16 protein-coding genes are annotated in these 16,390 nt (G+C 72.8%); 8 read left to right on the forward strand and 8 right to left on the reverse strand.

Going from position 1 to position 16,390, the window contains the following annotated elements; genetic code table 11:
- Positions 1–29: 29 nt before the first annotated feature.
- Both FZC61_RS20320 and FZC61_RS20325 read right to left on the reverse strand, forming a co-directional pair.
- Complete coding sequence (locus FZC61_RS20320; RefSeq protein WP_148616004.1) at positions 30–386, reverse strand: hypothetical protein; 357 nt, start codon at positions 384–386, stop codon at positions 30–32.
- Complete coding sequence (locus FZC61_RS20325; protein ID WP_148616005.1) at positions 383–931, reverse strand: GNAT family N-acetyltransferase; 549 nt, start codon at positions 929–931, stop codon at positions 383–385. Before FZC61_RS20325 ends, FZC61_RS20320 begins: the two co-directional genes overlap by 4 nt.
- A 67-nt stretch (positions 932–998) precedes the next feature.
- On the opposite strand from FZC61_RS20325, the gene FZC61_RS20330 reads away from it, so the two are divergent.
- Positions 999–1,658, forward strand: a complete 660-nt coding sequence (locus FZC61_RS20330; RefSeq protein WP_148616006.1) for a phosphoribosylanthranilate isomerase — start codon at positions 999–1,001, stop codon at positions 1,656–1,658.
- Here FZC61_RS20330 and FZC61_RS20335 read toward each other — a convergent pair.
- Positions 1,595–2,212 carry a (2Fe-2S)-binding protein gene (locus FZC61_RS20335; protein ID WP_170286203.1) on the reverse strand — a complete coding sequence of 206 codons (618 nt, stop codon included), beginning with the start codon at positions 2,210–2,212 and terminating at the stop codon, positions 1,595–1,597. The two genes, FZC61_RS20330 and FZC61_RS20335, sit on opposite strands and share 64 nt — an antisense overlap.
- Before the next feature lie 130 nt (positions 2,213–2,342).
- Here FZC61_RS20335 and FZC61_RS20340 point away from each other — a divergent pair, with 130 nt between their 5' ends.
- Positions 2,343–2,822, forward strand: a complete 480-nt coding sequence (locus FZC61_RS20340) for a DUF5994 family protein (protein WP_148616008.1) — start codon at positions 2,343–2,345, stop codon at positions 2,820–2,822.
- A gap of 70 nt (positions 2,823–2,892) precedes the next feature.
- On the opposite strand, the gene FZC61_RS20345 is transcribed toward FZC61_RS20340, so the two are convergent.
- The 3 genes from FZC61_RS20345 to FZC61_RS20355 form a co-directional block, all read right to left on the reverse strand.
- The gene (locus FZC61_RS20345; RefSeq protein WP_148616009.1) at positions 2,893–3,285 is read right to left on the reverse strand and encodes a hypothetical protein; all 393 of its coding nucleotides are present in this window, start codon (positions 3,283–3,285) and stop codon (positions 2,893–2,895) included.
- A 95-nt stretch (positions 3,286–3,380) separates the two neighbouring features.
- Positions 3,381–5,780: a phosphoenolpyruvate synthase gene (gene ppsA / locus FZC61_RS20350; protein ID WP_148616010.1), complete on the reverse strand. Its 2,400-nt coding sequence runs from the start codon at positions 5,778–5,780 to the stop codon at positions 3,381–3,383.
- On the reverse strand, positions 5,777–6,667 hold the full coding sequence (locus tag FZC61_RS20355) for a pyruvate, water dikinase regulatory protein (protein ID WP_148616011.1): 891 nt from the start codon (positions 6,665–6,667) through the stop codon (positions 5,777–5,779). Before FZC61_RS20355 ends, ppsA begins: the two co-directional genes overlap by 4 nt.
- Before the next feature lie 212 nt (positions 6,668–6,879).
- Between FZC61_RS20355 and FZC61_RS20360 the strand changes: the two genes are divergently transcribed.
- From FZC61_RS20360 to FZC61_RS20375, 4 genes are all read left to right on the forward strand, one after another.
- Positions 6,880–8,142 (forward strand): cellulase family glycosylhydrolase, encoded by a 1,263-nt coding sequence (locus tag FZC61_RS20360; RefSeq protein WP_148616012.1) that lies wholly within the window; start codon positions 6,880–6,882, stop codon positions 8,140–8,142.
- 98 nt (positions 8,143–8,240) lie between these two features.
- Positions 8,241–9,557 carry a serine/threonine-protein kinase gene (locus FZC61_RS20365; RefSeq protein WP_148616013.1) on the forward strand — a complete coding sequence of 439 codons (1,317 nt, stop codon included), beginning with the start codon at positions 8,241–8,243 and terminating at the stop codon, positions 9,555–9,557.
- 20 nt (positions 9,558–9,577) lie between these two features.
- Entirely contained in the window at positions 9,578–10,180 is a 603-nt protein-coding gene (locus FZC61_RS20370) for a sugar O-acetyltransferase (protein WP_246142824.1), read from the forward strand.
- A gap of 11 nt (positions 10,181–10,191) precedes the next feature.
- A complete protein-coding gene (locus FZC61_RS20375; RefSeq protein ID WP_148616014.1) occupies positions 10,192–10,659 on the forward strand; it encodes an NUDIX domain-containing protein in 468 nt (155 codons plus the stop codon).
- Here the strand turns inward: FZC61_RS20375 and FZC61_RS20380 are convergent.
- Entirely contained in the window at positions 10,656–12,116 is a 1,461-nt protein-coding gene (locus tag FZC61_RS20380; protein ID WP_148616015.1) for an RNB domain-containing ribonuclease, read from the reverse strand. The genes FZC61_RS20375 and FZC61_RS20380 overlap by 4 nt on opposite strands.
- Before the next feature lie 18 nt (positions 12,117–12,134).
- On the opposite strand from FZC61_RS20380, the gene yaaA reads away from it, so the two are divergent.
- A complete protein-coding gene (gene yaaA, locus FZC61_RS20385) occupies positions 12,135–12,914 on the forward strand; it encodes a peroxide stress protein YaaA (RefSeq protein WP_148616016.1) in 780 nt (259 codons plus the stop codon).
- 243 nt (positions 12,915–13,157) lie between these two features.
- Here the strand turns inward: yaaA and FZC61_RS20390 are convergent, their stop codons facing one another.
- Complete coding sequence (locus FZC61_RS20390) at positions 13,158–14,966, reverse strand: sensor histidine kinase (protein ID WP_246142827.1); 1,809 nt, start codon at positions 14,964–14,966, stop codon at positions 13,158–13,160.
- 355 nt (positions 14,967–15,321) lie between these two features.
- Between FZC61_RS20390 and FZC61_RS20395 the strand changes: the two genes are divergently transcribed.
- A complete protein-coding gene (locus FZC61_RS20395; protein WP_211357357.1) occupies positions 15,322–16,383 on the forward strand; it encodes a type III PLP-dependent enzyme in 1,062 nt (353 codons plus the stop codon).
- Positions 16,384–16,390 lie beyond the last annotated feature (7 nt).

Raw genomic sequence — 16,390 nt, forward strand, 5'->3', positions numbered from 1 at the left:
CCTGCGCTCGTCGCATGGTCGCGGACGTCTCACTGGCCGTAGGACAGCCTGAGGTCGCCGAACAGCAGCCGGTTGAGCCGATGACGCAGGTGGTTGGTCGTGGCCTCGTCCGGCATCTCGTCCGGCGTGAGCAGGGTGAAACCGAGCGCTGTCTCCAGACCCACCCGGGAGAGGTCGAGGTAGATCTCGTCGTCAGGCCGGCCGGGCCACAGCGACGACCAGACCACGCGTGTCGGTGCGGTCGCCGACACCACCGTCGGGTCCACCTCGTCGGCCAGGAGGTCCAGCCAGGCCCGCGCGCCCGGTCGTCGGGGCTCGACCAGCGACGCCCACACGACGTGCGCCGGCGCCGGCAGCCTCCGGGTCCGTGACCCGATCTCGATCACGGCGACCACTCGCGTCGCAGCAGGCCGTAGACCCACGAGTCCGAGACCACCCCGTCCACGACGCAGTCCTCGCGCAGGGTGCCCTCGCGCGCGAAGCCGAGCTTCTCCAGGACCCTCGCCGACGCGGCGTTGCGGGTGTCGACCTCGGCCTGCACCCTGTTGAGGGGCAGCGTGTCGAAGGCCCAGGCCAGCAGCGCACGCGCGGCCTCGGTCGCGTAGCCCTGCCCCCAGGCCCTCTCGCGCAGGCAGTAGGTCAGCCGGGCGCTGCGGAAGTCGGGGTTCCACCCGCTCACGCCGCACCACCCGAGGAAGGCGCCGTCGCTGCCGTGGGCCACCACCAGCCGGATGCCGCTGCCCTCCTCCGCCACCCGCCGACAGGTCGCGAGGAACACCTCGGCGCGGGCGGGGTCGCGCCACGGTGGGGAGTCCCAGTAGCGCAGCACCGTCGCGTCGGAGTGCAGCGCGACGAGGTCGGCCGCGTCGGCGTCGGTGAAGGGCCGCAGGCGCAGGCGGGCCGTCGGCAGGGTCGGCGTGGTCGGGGACACGCACGCGATGCTGCCCCGACCGCGCAGGGGCGTGCCACGGGATAACCGCGGGTGAGAGGCTGGCGCCGTGACGTTCGTGAAGATCTGCGGCCTGCGCACCCCCGACGACGTCGACGCCGCGGTGGCGGCCGGCGCCGACGCGGTGGGGTTCGTGATGAGCAGCCGCAGCCCGCGCCACGTGACGCCCGGGCTCGCTCGGGCCCTCGTCGACCGCGTCGGTGGACGTGCCCTCACGGTCCTGGTCACCAACGAGCTGGCCCTCGCCGACGCCGTCGCGCAGACCCGCGCGACCGGGGTCGACGTGCTCCAGCTGCACGGACCGACGTACGACGCCGCGGCCTTCGCCTCGGCCGCCGAGGCGGGCGTGCGCACGTGGCGCGCGACCTCGCTGGCTGCCGACCCCGAGCCGCGCACGGGCAGCTACGGCGAGGAGGCGCTGCTCCTCGACTCCCCCGACCCCGGCTCGGGCCACCGGTGGACGGCGAGCGACCTGCGCGCCCGCCCGACCGGCCGGTGGCTGCTCGCCGGCGGCCTCGACCCCGACAACGTGGCCGACGCGATCGCCGAGCTCGCGCCATGGGGCGTCGACGTCTCCAGCGGGGTCGAGGTCAGCCGCGGGGTCAAGGACCACGACCGGGTCCGCGCGTTCGTGGCCGCCGTACGTCAGACGGCCGGCACACGGTCGAGCGCGCAGTCGCCGCAGAGCCCCGCGCCCGGCGCGAGGTAGAACAGGCAGCACGTACGCCGGCGGGCGCCGTCCATCAGCCCCACCCACGGCGCCCGACCGAGCAGGTCGGCCACGGCGGGCTCGGCCCCCCGCAGCCCGTGCACACGTGGTACGACGGCCAGGCTGCCGGCGACGTTGCCCCAGTGCAGCTGCGCCGACAGCGGCAGGGCCTCGACCACCGGCCCCAGCACGGCCAGCACCACGTCGTGCAGGTCGTCGAGGGTGAGGTCGGTCAACCCCTCACCGGGCCGTACGCCGAGCACGACGGACCCGTCGTCGTCGCGGGCGCACACCGCCGCTGGGTCGACCACGATGCCGCCGCGCAGCGCCGGGACGACCGTCAGCGACCACAGCCGCGAGGCGACGCCCATCGAGACCGCCGAGTAGCCCACCCGCAGCGGCGCACCACGAAGCCGCCGCGAGACCCGCTCGGGCAGCCCCGAGGCGACCAGGTCGACGAGGTCGACGTAGCGGTCGTCGGGGTCGAGGTCGGGGGCCCAGGCCGCGACCGCCCCGAGGGCCCGCCGGACCTCGGCCGCGGGCACGGGTCTCATCAGCCGGAGCATAGCTCTCGGCGAGATGCGCCGAGATGCACCGCCGGTGCCCGCGGCGCGGTAGGTTCGCGACGACTGACCGACCACGGATCCTCCGCCGGACCATCCGACCGGTCGAGAGGCGGCTCTCATGCCGACGCCCTTGCAGGACCCTTCGACCGGCACCCGCGTGCCGCTGCGCCTCGCGCTGGCCGAGCACCCCGGTCAGGACACGCTCGACGGCGCGTGGTGGCCGCAGAGCCGCGACCTCGACCTCGAGCTCGCCGACCTGGTCGACCATTTCCCGCCAGCAGCCGGCCGGGTCGTGCGGGCCCTCTTCTCGCCGCCCGACTGGGACTCCTCGCCCCGCCGGGTGCCGATCGACGGGGGCCACCTCAAGGTGGGCTGGTTCCCCCACGACGACACCCACGTGATCGTGCTGCGCACCTCCGACCACGCAGTACTGCGCCTGCTCGTCGTCCCGCCCGAGGTCTCCGACGACGACGGCCACGAGGCCATGCTCGCGGCCTCGACCACCGGCAACAAGCACAGCGCGGGCTCGCTGCTGCGCACCGTCACCGACTCCCCGCCGGTGGACCCGGCGGGGTTCTGGCCGGCTGCCGGCGACTGACGTCACGGCTGCCCGCCCCCAGCGGCACGACCCCCGAGGGGGCGCCGTGCCGCTGGTCGAGCGGGCCGGCTCAGCCCTCGGCGGGCGGGGCCGACTGGGCGGCCTGGCAGGCGGCGAGCCGCTCCTGGGCCTTGGCCAGACGCTGCTGCTGGGCGCGCCTGGTCTGCCGGGTGCCGTCGCGCCGCTCCTTGGCCCGAGCCAGGTCGCGGCGGGCCTGCGCCTTCTCCTCACCGGGCTCGGCGGCGGCGACGTCGTCCTGGGCCTGCTCGACCTTGGCCTGCTGACGTGCGAAGACGGCGGTCACCCGGGCCAGGGCGTCCTCGGCCTTGGTCACGTGGGCCTGCTGGCGGCTGCACGGCTCCGGCGCACCACCGGCGGCCGTGGCCCCGGGCGCCGCGAGCGCGCCGCCCAGCGCCAGCACGGCGGTCGTGGTGAGTCCTGCGATGCGGATGGAGAGGGACATGTGGGGGGTCCTCCTGATCGGTGTGCGGCGGGAGCCACACGGCCCGCCCAGTGTGCCGATCCCGCCGTTCCCGCGCCCGCCGAACGCCCGGATCTTTACGTCGCGGCGCCCTGGGCCGCCAGCCGCTGCCACGTCGCGACCACGGTGTCGGGGTTGAGCGACATCGACTCGATGCCCTGCTCGAGCAGCCAGTCGGCGAGCTCGGGGTGGTCGGAGGGCCCCTGGCCACAGATGCCGACGTACTTGCCGCGCGCCTTGCACGCCTTGATGGCCAGCTCGAGCATGTGCAGCACCGCCGGGTCGCGCTCGTCGAACCCGTCGGCCACCAGCGCCGAGTCGCGATCGAGGCCGAGCGTCAGCTGGGTCATGTCGTTGGAGCCGATCGAGAAGCCGTCGAAGTGGTCGAGGAACCGGTCGGCGAGCACCGCGTTGCTCGGCACCTCGCACATCATCACGACCTTGAGGCCGTTCTCGCCGCGCACGAGCCCGTTGTCGCCGAGCAGCCGGATCACGCCCTCGGCCTCCTTGAGCGTGCGGACGAACGGGATCATCACCCAGACGTTGGTCAGCCCCATCTCGTCGCGCACGAACCGCAGCGCCTCGCACTCCATCGCGAAGCAGTCGGCGAAATCCTCCGACAGGTAGCGCGACGCGCCGCGATAGCCGATCATCGGGTTCTCCTCGTGCGGCTCGTACTTCTCGCCGCCGACGAGGTTGGCGTACTCGTTGGACTTGAAGTCGCTCATCCGCACGATCACCGGGTACGGCGCGAACGCCGCGCCCAGCATCGACACGCCCTCGGCGACGCGCTGCACGAAGAAGTCACGCGGCGAGTCGTACGCCGCCACCGCGGCCTGGACCTTCGCGCGCAGCGCGGGCTCGAGCCGCTCGGGGTCGGCCTGCAGGTCGAGCAGCGCCTTGGGGTGGATGCCGATCTGGCGGTTGATCACGAACTCCAGGCGCGCCAGCCCGACGCCCTGGTGGGGCAGCTGGGCGAAGGAGAACGCCTGCTCCGGGGTGCCGACGTTCATCATGATCTTGACCGGCACCTCGGGCATCGCGTCGAGCTCGGTGCGCTCGACGCCGAACTCGAGCACGCCCTCGTAGACCAGGCCCGTGTCGCCCTCGGCGCACGAGACGGTCACCTCGGCACCGTCGGCCAGCGTCGAGGTAGCCGAGGTCGTGCCCACGATCGCGGGGATGCCGAGCTCGCGGGCGATGATCGCCGCGTGGCAGGTGCGGCCACCGCGGTTGGTGACGATCGCCGAGGCCCGCTTCATGATCGGCTCCCAGTCGGGGTCGGTCATGTCGGCCACCAGCACCTCGCCGTCGCCGAACTCGTGCATCTGGTCGACCGAGCGCAGCACCCGCACAGGTCCGGCGCCGATCTTCTGGCCGATCGCCCGGCCCTCGACCAGCACGGTGGCGTCCTTGGTCGCCGCCTTCTCGATCGAGAAGCGCTCCAGCGCACCGGTACGCCGCGACTGCACGGTCTCGGGGCGCGCCTGGAGGATGTAGAGCAGCCCGTCGACGCCGTCGCGACCCCACTCGATGTCCATCGGTCGGCCGTAGTGCTCCTCGATGACCAGCGCGTGACGGGCCAGCTCGGTGACCTCGGCGTCGGTCAGCGACAGCCGCGCCGACTGCGCCGGGTCGACGTCGACGAACTCGGTCGTGCGACCGACGGTCGGGTCGTCGGTGTAGACCATCTTGGTCAGCTTGGCACCCAGGCCCCGCTTGAGGATCGCAGGCCGGTCGGCCCGCAGCGCGGGCTTGTAGACGTAGAACTCGTCGGGGTTGACCGCACCCTGGACGACGCCCTCGCCCAGGCCCCACGCCGAGGTCACGAACACCGCGTCGGTGAAGCCCGACTCGGTGTCCATGGTGAACATGACCCCGGAGGCGCCGACGTCGGAACGCACCATCTTCTGCACCCCGGCCGACAGGCCCACGTCGCCGTGGGCGAACCCGTGGTGCACGCGGTAGGCGATCGCCCGGTCGTTGTAGAGGCTGGCGAACACCTCGCGCACCGCGTGCAGCACCGCGTCGATGCCGCGCACGTTGAGGAAGGTCTCCTGCTGCCCCGCGAACGACGCGTCGGGCAGGTCCTCGGCGGTCGCCGACGACCGCACCGCGAACGACGCCTGGTCGCCCGACCCGGCCGCGAGCGTGTCGTAGGCCGATCGGATGTCGGCCTCGAGGTCGGCGGGGAAGTCCTGCAGGACGACCGCCTCGCGGATCTCCTTGCCCACCTCGGCCAGCCGGCGCACGTCGTCGGTGTCGAGGTCCTCGAGCAGCCCGGCGATCCGCTCGGCCAGACCGGTCTCGCCGATGAAGCGGTGGTAGGCCTCGGCGGTCGTGGCGAACCCGTCGGGCACCCGCACGCCGAGGTCGGTCAGGTGCGAGACCATCTCGCCGAGGGAGGCGTTCTTGCCGCCGACCTGCTCGAGGTCACCGAGACCGATCTCGGAGAACCAGCGGACGTTGTCACTCATGTGCCCTCCTGGGCGTCGCGGGCCTTGATGCGTTCGCGGCTGGGTACGCCGCCGCTGCGCTTGAGAGTCTGCAGGACGAGGGTCGCCATCTCCTCGACCGACTTGGCCGAGGAGTCGATGACCGGGACGTGGTGGGCGGCGTAGAGCTCGCCGGCCTGGCGCAGCTCCCAGCGGCACTGGTCGAGGGCGGCGTACCGGGAGCCGGGTCGGCGCTCGTTGCGCACCCGGCTGAGCCGCTCGGCGGTGGTCGTGATGCCGAAGCACCGGTCGGCCAGCCCGGCCACCGGACGCGGCAGGTCGCGTGACTCGAGGTCCTCCTCGACCAACGGGTAGTTGGCGACGAACAGCCCGTGCTGCAGCGCGAGGTACATGCTGGTCGGCGTCTTGCCGCAGCGCGACGGCGCCAGCAGCACCACGTCGGCACGGTCGAGCGCGCGCAGGCTCTGACCGTCGTCGTGCTCGATGGTGAACTCGACCGCCGCCATCCGCGTGTTGTAGCGCTTGATGTCGCCGACACCGTGCAGCCGCGCGACCTCACGCACGCCGCGGCGGCCGAGCACGCCCTCGACCTTGTCCATGTGCATGTCGAAGAAGTCGATGATCGGCGCCCGCGTGCGCAGCAGCTCGTGGCGGATGTGGTCCTCGGCGGCCGTGGTGAACGCCAGCGGCGTCACCGGCCCGTCCATGGCCTCGTCGAGGATCCGCACCACGTCCTGCGCCTCCTCCACGCTCTTGATGAACGGGATGGTGGTCCGCTCGAAGACCAGGTCGGGGAACTGGATGAGCAGTGCGTTGCCCATCGTCTCGGCGCTGATGCCGGTCGAGTCGGACAGGAAGAAGACCGGGACGGCCTGGCCGTCGGACACCTCGGGCTCGAACGATCGCAACGACCTCTCCCTCCGCGTCGGACCTCGTGGGAGGGAACCTAGTCCGCCCGCGCCGCCCCCGTCACCGTGTCCCACCCCAGGGCCTCTGGATCCGCGTTCAACCGGCGACCGCGACCTGCCGATACCCAGGACGTGACCACTCCCCCCACTTCACCCGCCCGGGTCACGCCGCTCCCGTCGCTGTCAGCACCGCAGCCCCGAGGGACGCGATCGTGAACGCCCGCCTCGTCCGACGCACCTGCACCGCCGCCGCCCTGGCCGTGCTCGCCCTCGTCGGTCCCCAGACCACCGCCACCGGTGCGAGCAGCACGCCGGCCCCCCGCGCGGTCACCGCCCCGGCCGCCTCGGCCGGGTCGAGCGCGTCGGTCACGGTCCGCACCACCGCCCGCACCACCAAGACCACCAAGACCGCTGCCCGCGCCGCCCGCGCAGGCCGTACGGCGCAGCCGAGCGCGCAGCGGGCCCCGCTCAACCTCTTGTCGCGTCCGACGCGGCCGCGGTCGGCGACCTCGCAGCGGGTCCCGGTCGGGTTCAGCCCCGGCTTCTCGCTGATGGAGGAGCCGATCAGCGACCTGCGCCGCGACCTCGACCAGATGCGCGCCCTCGGGATCAACCGCGTCCGGCTCGACCTGTCGTGGGCGCGGGTCGAGGGCGTCCAGGGCCGCTACGACTGGTCGCAGCCCGACCGGGTCTTCACCGAGGCCGCCGCCCGCGGCATCCGCGTGCTCGCCGTCATCGGCTACCAGCCCGACTGGGCCCAGCGCTACGACTCCGCCGGCCGGCCGCTGTCGGTCGACCCGGTCGGGTTCGCCCGCTTCGCCGAGGCCGCCGCCGTCCGCTACCGGTCCAAGGTCAGCGCCTGGGAGATCTGGAACGAGCCCAACCTCCAGCGGTTCTGGATCGCCCCGCCCGACGCGGGCCAGTACGCCGAGCTGGTCAACGCCGTCGCCCCCCGGATCCGCGTCGGCGACCCCCTCGCCCCGATCCTGGTCGGTGCGATGTCGCCGGCCAACGACGTGCCCGACCACACCGCCGTGTCGCCCGTGACCTTCCTGCAGGGCATCTACGACCGGGTCGCGCTGCGCAACTTCGACGCCGTCTCGGTCCACCCCTACAGCTACCCGGCGATGCCCAACGGCACCGAGGAGTGGAACACCTTCTACCGGATGAACCAGCTGCGCCAGATCATGGTCTCCCACGGTGACGGCGCCACCCGGATGTGGGTCACCGAGTACGGCGCCCCCACCGGCACCTCCCCGGACGCGGTCAGCCTGCAGCAACAGGCCGACATGGTGGTCGCCGGCATCCGCGAGGCCCGGCGCCGCGACTACGTCGGGCCGCTGTACCTCTACTCGCTGCGCGACACGGCCGTCGACCCCGCCGACCGGGAGTCCAACTTCGGTCTGCTCACCTACGACGGGCGCGCGAAGCCCGCCTACACCGCGCTGCTGCAGGAGCAGCGCCGCAGCGCCTGACCCGCACCCCGCCCCCCCCTTCACCCCTAGGGGCGACTGACGCGCGGTCGCAGCATGATCGGGGTACCTTCGTCGAACCCCACCCGACGGAAGTGCCCATGCCCGACACCCCCGCCCGCGTCGGCGGCCGCTACGAGCTCGGCCCCGTGCTCGGCACCGGCGGCATGGCCGACGTACGCCGCGCGCACGACCCGGTCCTCGGCCGTGACGTCGCCGTCAAGCTGCTGCGTACCACCGACGCGGTCGACCGCAGCCGCTTCGCCTCCGAGGCCCGGCTGCTGGCCCTGCTGACCCACCCCAACGTCGTCACCGTCCTCGACGCGGGCGTCGAGGACCAGGGCCTGGCCTGGCTGGCCCTCGAGCTCGTCGACGGCGACACGCTCGCCGACCGCTTCGCCCGCGGACCGATCGACGCGACCTCGCTGGCCGTCATCGGCGCGCAGGTCGCCGCAGCGCTCGCCCACGCCCACGGCCACGGCGTCGTGCACCGCGACGTCAAGCCGTCCAACGTGCTCATCGACGGCGCCGGGCGGGCCCGGCTCACCGACTTCGGCATCGCCCGGCTCCTCGACGACACCGCGGCGCTGACGATGACCGGTCACACGATCGGCACCGCCGCCTACCTCGCCCCCGAGCAGGTGACCGGCGAGCCCGTGACGACCGCGAGCGACGTCTACGCCCTCGGCCTGATGCTGCTGGAGGGTCTGACCGGGCGCCGCGAGTACGCCGGCCCGCCGGTCGAGGCCGCCCTGGCCCGCCTGCACCGCAGCCCGCTGGTCCCCGTCTCGCTCCCGGTCGGCTGGCCGGGCCTGATCGCCACCATGACCGCCCGACAGCCCGACGAGCGCCCCACCGCCGATGCGGTGGTCGAGCGCCTCGAGGCCCTCGGCCGGGTCGGCGCCGGGCCTGCGGTGACGCCACCTCCGGACGAGCCGGTCACGACGATCCTCCCCCTCGCCGTCCCCGGCACGGCGCTCGGCACGGCGCCCGGCGGCGCACCCGGGGGCGTACCGGCCGGCGAACCGGACGGCGAGCCCGACCAGAGGCGACACCCTCGCTGGGCCCTGGTGGGTGTCGCGGCCGCGATGGCCCTGGTCGTCGCCCTGTCGGCCCTGCTGCTCGACGGGTCACCGGGCAGCAACCCGGCCTCGGCCGAGGCCGGTGCCCCGGCGAGCCCGACCACGAGCGGCTCGCCGACACCGCGCGCCACGCGCACCCCGACCACCACCCCCACACCCACCCCCGCCCCCGTCGTCCGGACGCCCGCGCCACGCCCGGCCTCGACACGCACCCCGAGGACGACCCCGCAGGCCGGCACCACCCGGCCTCGGTCCGGCCCCGCCAAGGGCGGCCACAAGGCGGGCAAGAAGGGCAAGGGCAGGTCCGGGTCGAAGGGCAAGGGCAAGGGTCACTGACCGGCTCCTAGGCTGTCGGGGTGACCACGCAGCCCTCCCCCACCGGCCCGCCCGACGGAGCCTTCGACGCGCGCACGATGCGCGAGCGGATGCTCGCCGGCGACGACTACATCGCCGACGACCCCGAGCTGGCGGAGTGGAGCTTCGCCGCGCGCGACCTCGCGGCGGCGTACAACGCCACGACCGCGCGCCAGGGTCCGCTGCGCCGTCGGCTTCTCGAGCAGCTCCTGGGGTCGGTGGGCGAGGGCACCGAGATCCGGCCGCCGTTCCAGGTCGACTACGGCTCGCAGATCACGATCGGGGCGCGCTGCTTCGCCAACTTCGGGCTCGTCGCCCTCGACGTCGCGGCCATCACCATCGGTGACGACGTCCAGATCGGCCCGAACGTGCAGCTGCTGACCCCGACCCACCCGCTCGACCCCGGCCCGCGACGCGACAAGTGGGAGGGAGCGCAGCCGATCACGATCGGCGACAACGTGTGGCTCGGCGGCGGGGTGATCGTGTGCCCGGGCGTCACCATCGGCGCCGACACCGTGGTCGGTGCCGGCTCGGTCGTGACCAAGGACCTGCCCGCGCGGGTGCTCGCCGTGGGCAACCCCGCCCGGGTGATCCGCGAGCTGTGAGACGAGGGGTGATGAGCTGGACGAGGTGCTCGGCCGGGCACTCCCACTGGGGTCCGTACGGCGCCGCCGGGCTGCTGCTGGCCCGCGAGGCCACCGTGCTGCTGCAGCTGCGCGTGGGGTGGGCCCACCACGGTGGCACCTGGTCGATCCCCGGCGGGGCGCTCGAGCGCGGTGAGGCCCCGGTCGAGGCCGCGCTGCGCGAGTCGCACGAGGAGCTCGGCGTGGCCGCCGACGCCGTACGGGTGCGCGGGTCCCGCGTCGCCCTGTGCGGCGGCTGGTCCTACGAGACGGTGCTCGGCGAGACCGAGGGCGAGGTGGCCACCCACGACCGTGCCGAGAGCGACGACCACCGGTGGGTGCCGCTCGAGGACGTCGCGACCCTGCGCCTGCACCCGGCCTTCCGCATCGCGTGGGAGCACCCCGACGCCGTGCTGCGCGACTTCGTGGCCGGCACCGGCGGCGACCGGGGCGACCGCTAGCCCGCGAGCTCGAACGCCACCGAGCGCGTGGCGACGTCGGCCTTCGCCAGGCGCACCCGGACGTCGTGGCCCAGGGGCAGCGCCGCGGTGCCGGTCACCGAGGCCTCGACCCCCAGCGCACCGACGGTGACCTTGCCGCGCCGCTCGTCCTGCTCGTCGACCGAGACCACGACGGCGTCGAACGTCTCCCCGACCCGCCCGGTCAGCAGCCCGGCCTCGACGAGGTCGACCACGGCCCGCTCGTACGCCGACGCCTTGTGCCCCGAGGTGCGCATCTCCTCCGGCAGCGCGGGCAGGGCCCTGAGCACCCAGTCGGGCACGGGCGTCTCCGCGCACAGGGCGACGCAGACCTCGCCGCCGTAGCGGTCGACCAGGCGCCGCAGCGGCGCGGTCACGTGGGCGTACTCCGAGGCCAGGGCCGAGTGCTGCGGCTCGGCCGGCACCTCCCCGTCGAAGGCGACGTAGCCGCTGCCCCGCAACAGCCGGGTGCTCGCGACGATCACCGCCGCGTGCGCGGGGTTGCCCGGGTCGAGGGAGCGGATGAAGTCGGGGTGCAGCTGCTCGGCGGGCCAGTCGACCCCCAGCGCCCGCGCCGTTCGCCGCAGCCGGGCCAGGTCGCGCGGGTCGGGTGCGGGCAGGGTGCGCAGCACCCCGACGCGGGCGTAAACCATCAGCGTCGCCGCGCCGAACCCGGTGAGCAGCGAGATCTGGGCGTTCCACTGCTCGATCGGCAGCAGCGAGCGGAACTCCAGGGTCCAGGTGTGGCCCTCACCGGTGTCGATCTCCTGCTCGGGCAGGGGCAGCGACACCCCGCCGCGCGCGGCCTCGCGCGCGAGCCGCTTCTCGCCGACCTCCTTGACCAGCAGCAGCGTCTCGACCGCCGATCCGTCGTCGATGGCCGTCTGCGCGGCCTCGTAGGTGAGCTGGGCGGTCGAGCGGACCAGGGCCCGCTCGACGTGCACGTCGGTGCCCTCGCCGGTCTCGTCGACCCGGATCGTCCACAGCAGCGCCGGCCGCACCTGGTCTGGCAGCAGCGACCCGGCATCCTCGCTGATCACCGGCGGGTGCAGCGGCACCTTGGAGTCGGCCCCGTAGAGCGTCTGGCCGCGACGGTGGGCCTCGAGGTCGACCGGGTCACCGGCGGTGACGAACGCCGCCACGTCGGCGATCGCGTAGCGCACGACGTAGCCGCCCGGGTGCTCGGTGTCGCGCTCGACGTGCAGCGCCTGGTCGAGGTCGCGGGCCCCGTCGGGGTCGATCGTGACGAACGGGATCGAGGTCCGGTCGAGGCCGGGCAGCCGCGGGGACGCCGCCGCGCGCGCGGCCGCCTCCTCGACCTCGGGCGGGAACGCGGGCGTCACCTCGAGCTCGGCCTGGATCTGCTCGATCCCGTGGCGGAGCGTGGTGACGACGGCACTGTCGTCGGTCCGGACCCGGACCACGCGGCTGCTGGACATGGCCCTAACCTAGCCGCCGTGCTCATCCTGCTGCCGCCGAGCGAGGGCAAGTCCGCACCGCGCCGCGGCAAGCCGCTGGACCTGGCCGCCCTCTCCTCCCCCGAGCTCACCGACGCGCGGACCCGGGTGCTCGACGCGCTCGTCGCGCTCTGCGAGGGCGATCGCGACCTCGCGGCGCGCGCGCTCGACGTGCCCAAGTCGCAGCTCGACCTCGTCGACCTCAACGCCCGCGCCGTCTCGTCGCCGACCGCGCGCGCCGACGCCGTCTACACCGGTGTCCTCTACGACAACCTCGGGCTCGACACGCTCACCGCGGCCGCCAAGCGCCGCGCCACGTCACGGGTCGCGATCACCTCGAGCCTCTTCGGCCTGATCCGCCCCGGCGACCGGATCCCGGCCTACCGCCTGTCCGGCGACGCCTCGCTGCCCGGCACCGGCCCCGTCGCCGGCGTCTGGCGTGACGCCCTCGGTCCCGCGGTCGTCGACGCCCTGGGCCGCGGCCTGCTCGTCGACCTCCGCTCGAGCATGTACGCCGCGTTCTGGCGTCCCCCGGCCGACCTCGCCCCGCGCGTGGCCACCGTCCGGGTGCTGCACGAGGTCGACGGTCGCCGCTCGGTCGTCAGCCACTTCAACAAGGCCACCAAGGGCCGCATCGTCCGGGCCCTGCTCGAGGACGGCCGTGACCCGCGCACCCCCGCCGCACTGGCCGCCGCGCTCACCGACCTCGGCTGGACCGTCGAGGTCGGCGAGCCCACGGCCAAGGGCACGCAGCTCGACGTCGTGGTCACCCAGGTCTGATCAGGCCTGCCGATCGACACGACGCACGTCGCGGCGAGGACCCGCCGCGTCCTCGCCTGGCCTGGCAGCGGCAGGGTCGGGCGTGCGCTGCGGCGGCAATCGGCAACCCTCGACCCATGACCGCCTCGGTGGGCCATGTCGTCCTGGCCCCGAGCTGTGCGTTCGACGCAGGCTGGAACAACCCCGGTACGGGCCTCCCACCGGCTCGCACCGGCTCTGCGTCGTCGTCGGGTTCTCCCCCACCTAGAGCAGCAGCTCGGCGCCCGACTGCGCCGAGACCAGTGGGTTCCACGGTGAAGACCCCCGGACGCCTGGTACCGCGGACACCGTCGGGAGCGCCACTCGGACCTTCGTCCCGCGCCCCTGCTCGGACCAGAGGTCCATCTCCCCGCCGTGACGAGTCACGATCGATGACGCGATGTTGAGTCCGAGGCCAGTGCCCTGGATCGCCTGGCGCCGGGCCGTGGAGGACCGGAAGAAGCGCGTGAACAGGTGCTTCTGCTCGTCGGCGGGGATCCCGATACCGGTGTCGCTGATCTCGAGGACGGCCCGGTCAGCCTCCCGCGTGAGCGTGCAGCCGATCGTGCCGCCGTCCTCGGTGAACTTCAGGGAGTTGCTCATCAGGTTGAACAGGACCCGCTCCAGGTACTGCACGTCCCCGTGGGTCAGGATCGGTTCCGGCGGGATCGTGTAGCTGACGTCGAGGTCCCGTTCGCTGACGACGGGGCGCAGGGCCGCCTCGATGCGTCCCACGACGTCACCGAGATTGACCGGCTTCAGATCCAGGTCGAACTCATCGGAGTCCAGCCGTGCGACGGCGAGGAGGTTCTCAGCGAGGGAGGCCAAGCGGTCCCCGTTGCGCTGCACGGTTCGCAGCATGTCCGCGTGGACGGGATCGACGTCGTCCGCATGGGCGTCGAGCAGCAGCTCGACATAGCCCATGATGCTCGTGATCGGGGTCCTCAGCTCGTGGCTCACCGTCGCGACGAACTCGTCCTTCGCCCGATCCAGGTCCTGCAATCGGCGTACGGCGTCCGCTTCCTTCTCCAACCCTGCGACCAGCAGGTTGCGGCTCCTGCGGAGCTCGGCCGTCCGCGCCTCGACCCGCTGCTCGAGGTGGTCGGTCAGGGCCTGGTTCTCCTTGATGGTCAGGATCTGACGCGCCACGAGCAGGATCATGAGTGCCGTGCGCATCCATGACACGACGACATCCACCTGTCCGGTGCGCGCCAGCTCGATGACCGAGGTCAGCAGCGCCACCGAGACGGCGCCGTAGGGGAGCAGGTTGCCCAGGGGTCGGACGGTCAGGTCCTGCTCGGAGCTCGCCGCCTCCGCCGGTTCCGGCCACATGGCCGCGACGAGCATCAACACGAATCCGGCAAACCAGCCGATGTCGATGACGTTCCCCGACCTGTAGGCGCCGATGGTCGTCAGGTAGGTGAAGCCCGAGTCCGAGATCGCGAAGGCCAACAGCCCGCTGCCGACCAGCGGCAGGGACACAGGCAGGTGTCGATGTAGCTGACGTGCCCTGAGCCAGGTGTAGAGGACGAGGGTGATGACGATGACGTCACCGATCGGGTAGGCAAGGGAGATCACCTGCAACCCGAACGAGTCCGCGCCGGCCCGGAACACCGGGCCGAGCACGATGATCCAGCTGCACAGGAGCATGGAGGTCGCCACCATCAGCCCGTCCATGAGGGTGCGGACCCGTCCGGCGAGGGTGGGGGCGGCCAGCGGCAGTGACATGAGGGCCGCCGCAGCGAGCGGTGGCAGTCCCAGGTACCCGACGTCGGCCGGTGACGGGAAGGGGACCTCCTGGCCCCGCACCGACTCGTAGTAGGTCCACACCACCTGCCCTGCCGACCACGAGAGAGCCCCGGCGCCCAGAAGCCACCAGAACCGCGCGAAGGAACCCTGGTGACGACGTGCGCGGACCCAGGCAGCGCAGCCGGCCAGCAGCGCGACGCCCGCGAGTCCGAAGTTGGACACGTGCTGAGCAGCAGGCGTCTCGGCGACCATCAACAGGCCGAGGACCCAGAGCGCGGCGATCATCAGCACTGCCACTGACGATCTCGGTGGCCTCGCAAGGCCCACTCGTCGGGTGGTCACCCCGTGATAACGGTCGGGCTCGGCGCCGGGTTACCGCAATGGGGGAGATTTATTCCCCGGGCGTGCTAGGAATACCCTGGCACGTCGTGCCATCCGACCGGTGGGCTGCTGATGGGCATCGCCACGAGCGCGTCCGTCCGGCCCACTGACACCTATGAGGAGACCCCGGGTGAACCTGTCCGAGGCCAGAGAGGTTCGACAGCCACTGGGTCTGCCGAACCACTGGCCGGCCACCCTCCATCCCGGTGTCCTCGGCGGCCTCGACCTGCCCACGCCGTTCCTCGCCACTGACCTGGCGATGATCGCAGAACGCCTGCGGCGATTTGCTGGTGCCCTGCCCCAGGTGCAGCCCTTCTACGCGGTCAAGTGCAACTCGGCTCCGGAGGTGCTCAACACGGTCGCCGAGCACGCAAGCAGCTTCGAGGTCGCCTCGCTCGGCGAGCTGCGCATGCTCCAGGAGCTGGGCGTCAACCCGGGCGACGTGCTCTACAGCAACACCGTGAAACCCGCCTCCCACGTGGTCGGGGCGGCTGAGGCTGGAGTATGGCGTTTCGCGGCCGACTCGGAGGACGAGCTGGGCAAGATCGCACGATGTGCCCCGGGCAGCGCCGTCTACATCCGGGTGCGCGTCGACGACAGCACCAGCGTCTTCCCGTTGTCACGCAAGTTCGGCGCAGAGGCCCAGGAGGCCCGTGCCCTGCTCCTCATGGCCCGGGAGCTCGGGCTGGAGCCCTACGGCCTCACGTTCCACGTCGGGTCCCAGTGCGTCGCCACCTCGGCCTGGGTCCAGGCCATCGCCTCGATGGGTCGAGTGATGCGACAACTCAGCGACGACGGCATCAGGATCACGATGCTCAACATGGGGGGCGGCTTCCCCGCCCGCTACGACGGTCCGGTGCCTTCGATCGACGACATCGGCGACACCGTCAACCGTGCCCTGGACGGCCTGTTGCCCTATCAGCCCTCGCTCATCGCCGCTGAGCCCGGTCGGCACATCGTCGCGGAGTCGGCGGTCATGGTGGCCAGCGTCCTCGGCCGGGAGCAGCGAGCGGGCGAGGACTGGATCTACCTCGACGTGAGCGCCTATCACGGCCTCATCGAGACACATCAGACCGTGGGTCAGTGGCGCTACCCGTTGTGGACCTCGCGTCACGACCACGGGGTGGCCGCGCACGTGCCCTTCACGGTCACGGGTCCCACCTGCGACAGCGCCGACACCATGTTCTACGGCGCTCCCTTGCCGTGCACCATGGCCGAGGGCGATCGGGTCTTCATCGCTTCCGCGGGCGCCTACACGCTGAGTTACGCCTCACACTTCAACGGCTTCCCGCCGCCGCGACCCTTCTTCGTCGGCACCTAGCCAGATG

The sequence above is a fragment of the Nocardioides rubriscoriae genome (assembly GCF_008087085.1).
GTDB lineage: Bacteria > Actinomycetota > Actinomycetes > Propionibacteriales > Nocardioidaceae > Nocardioides > Nocardioides rubriscoriae.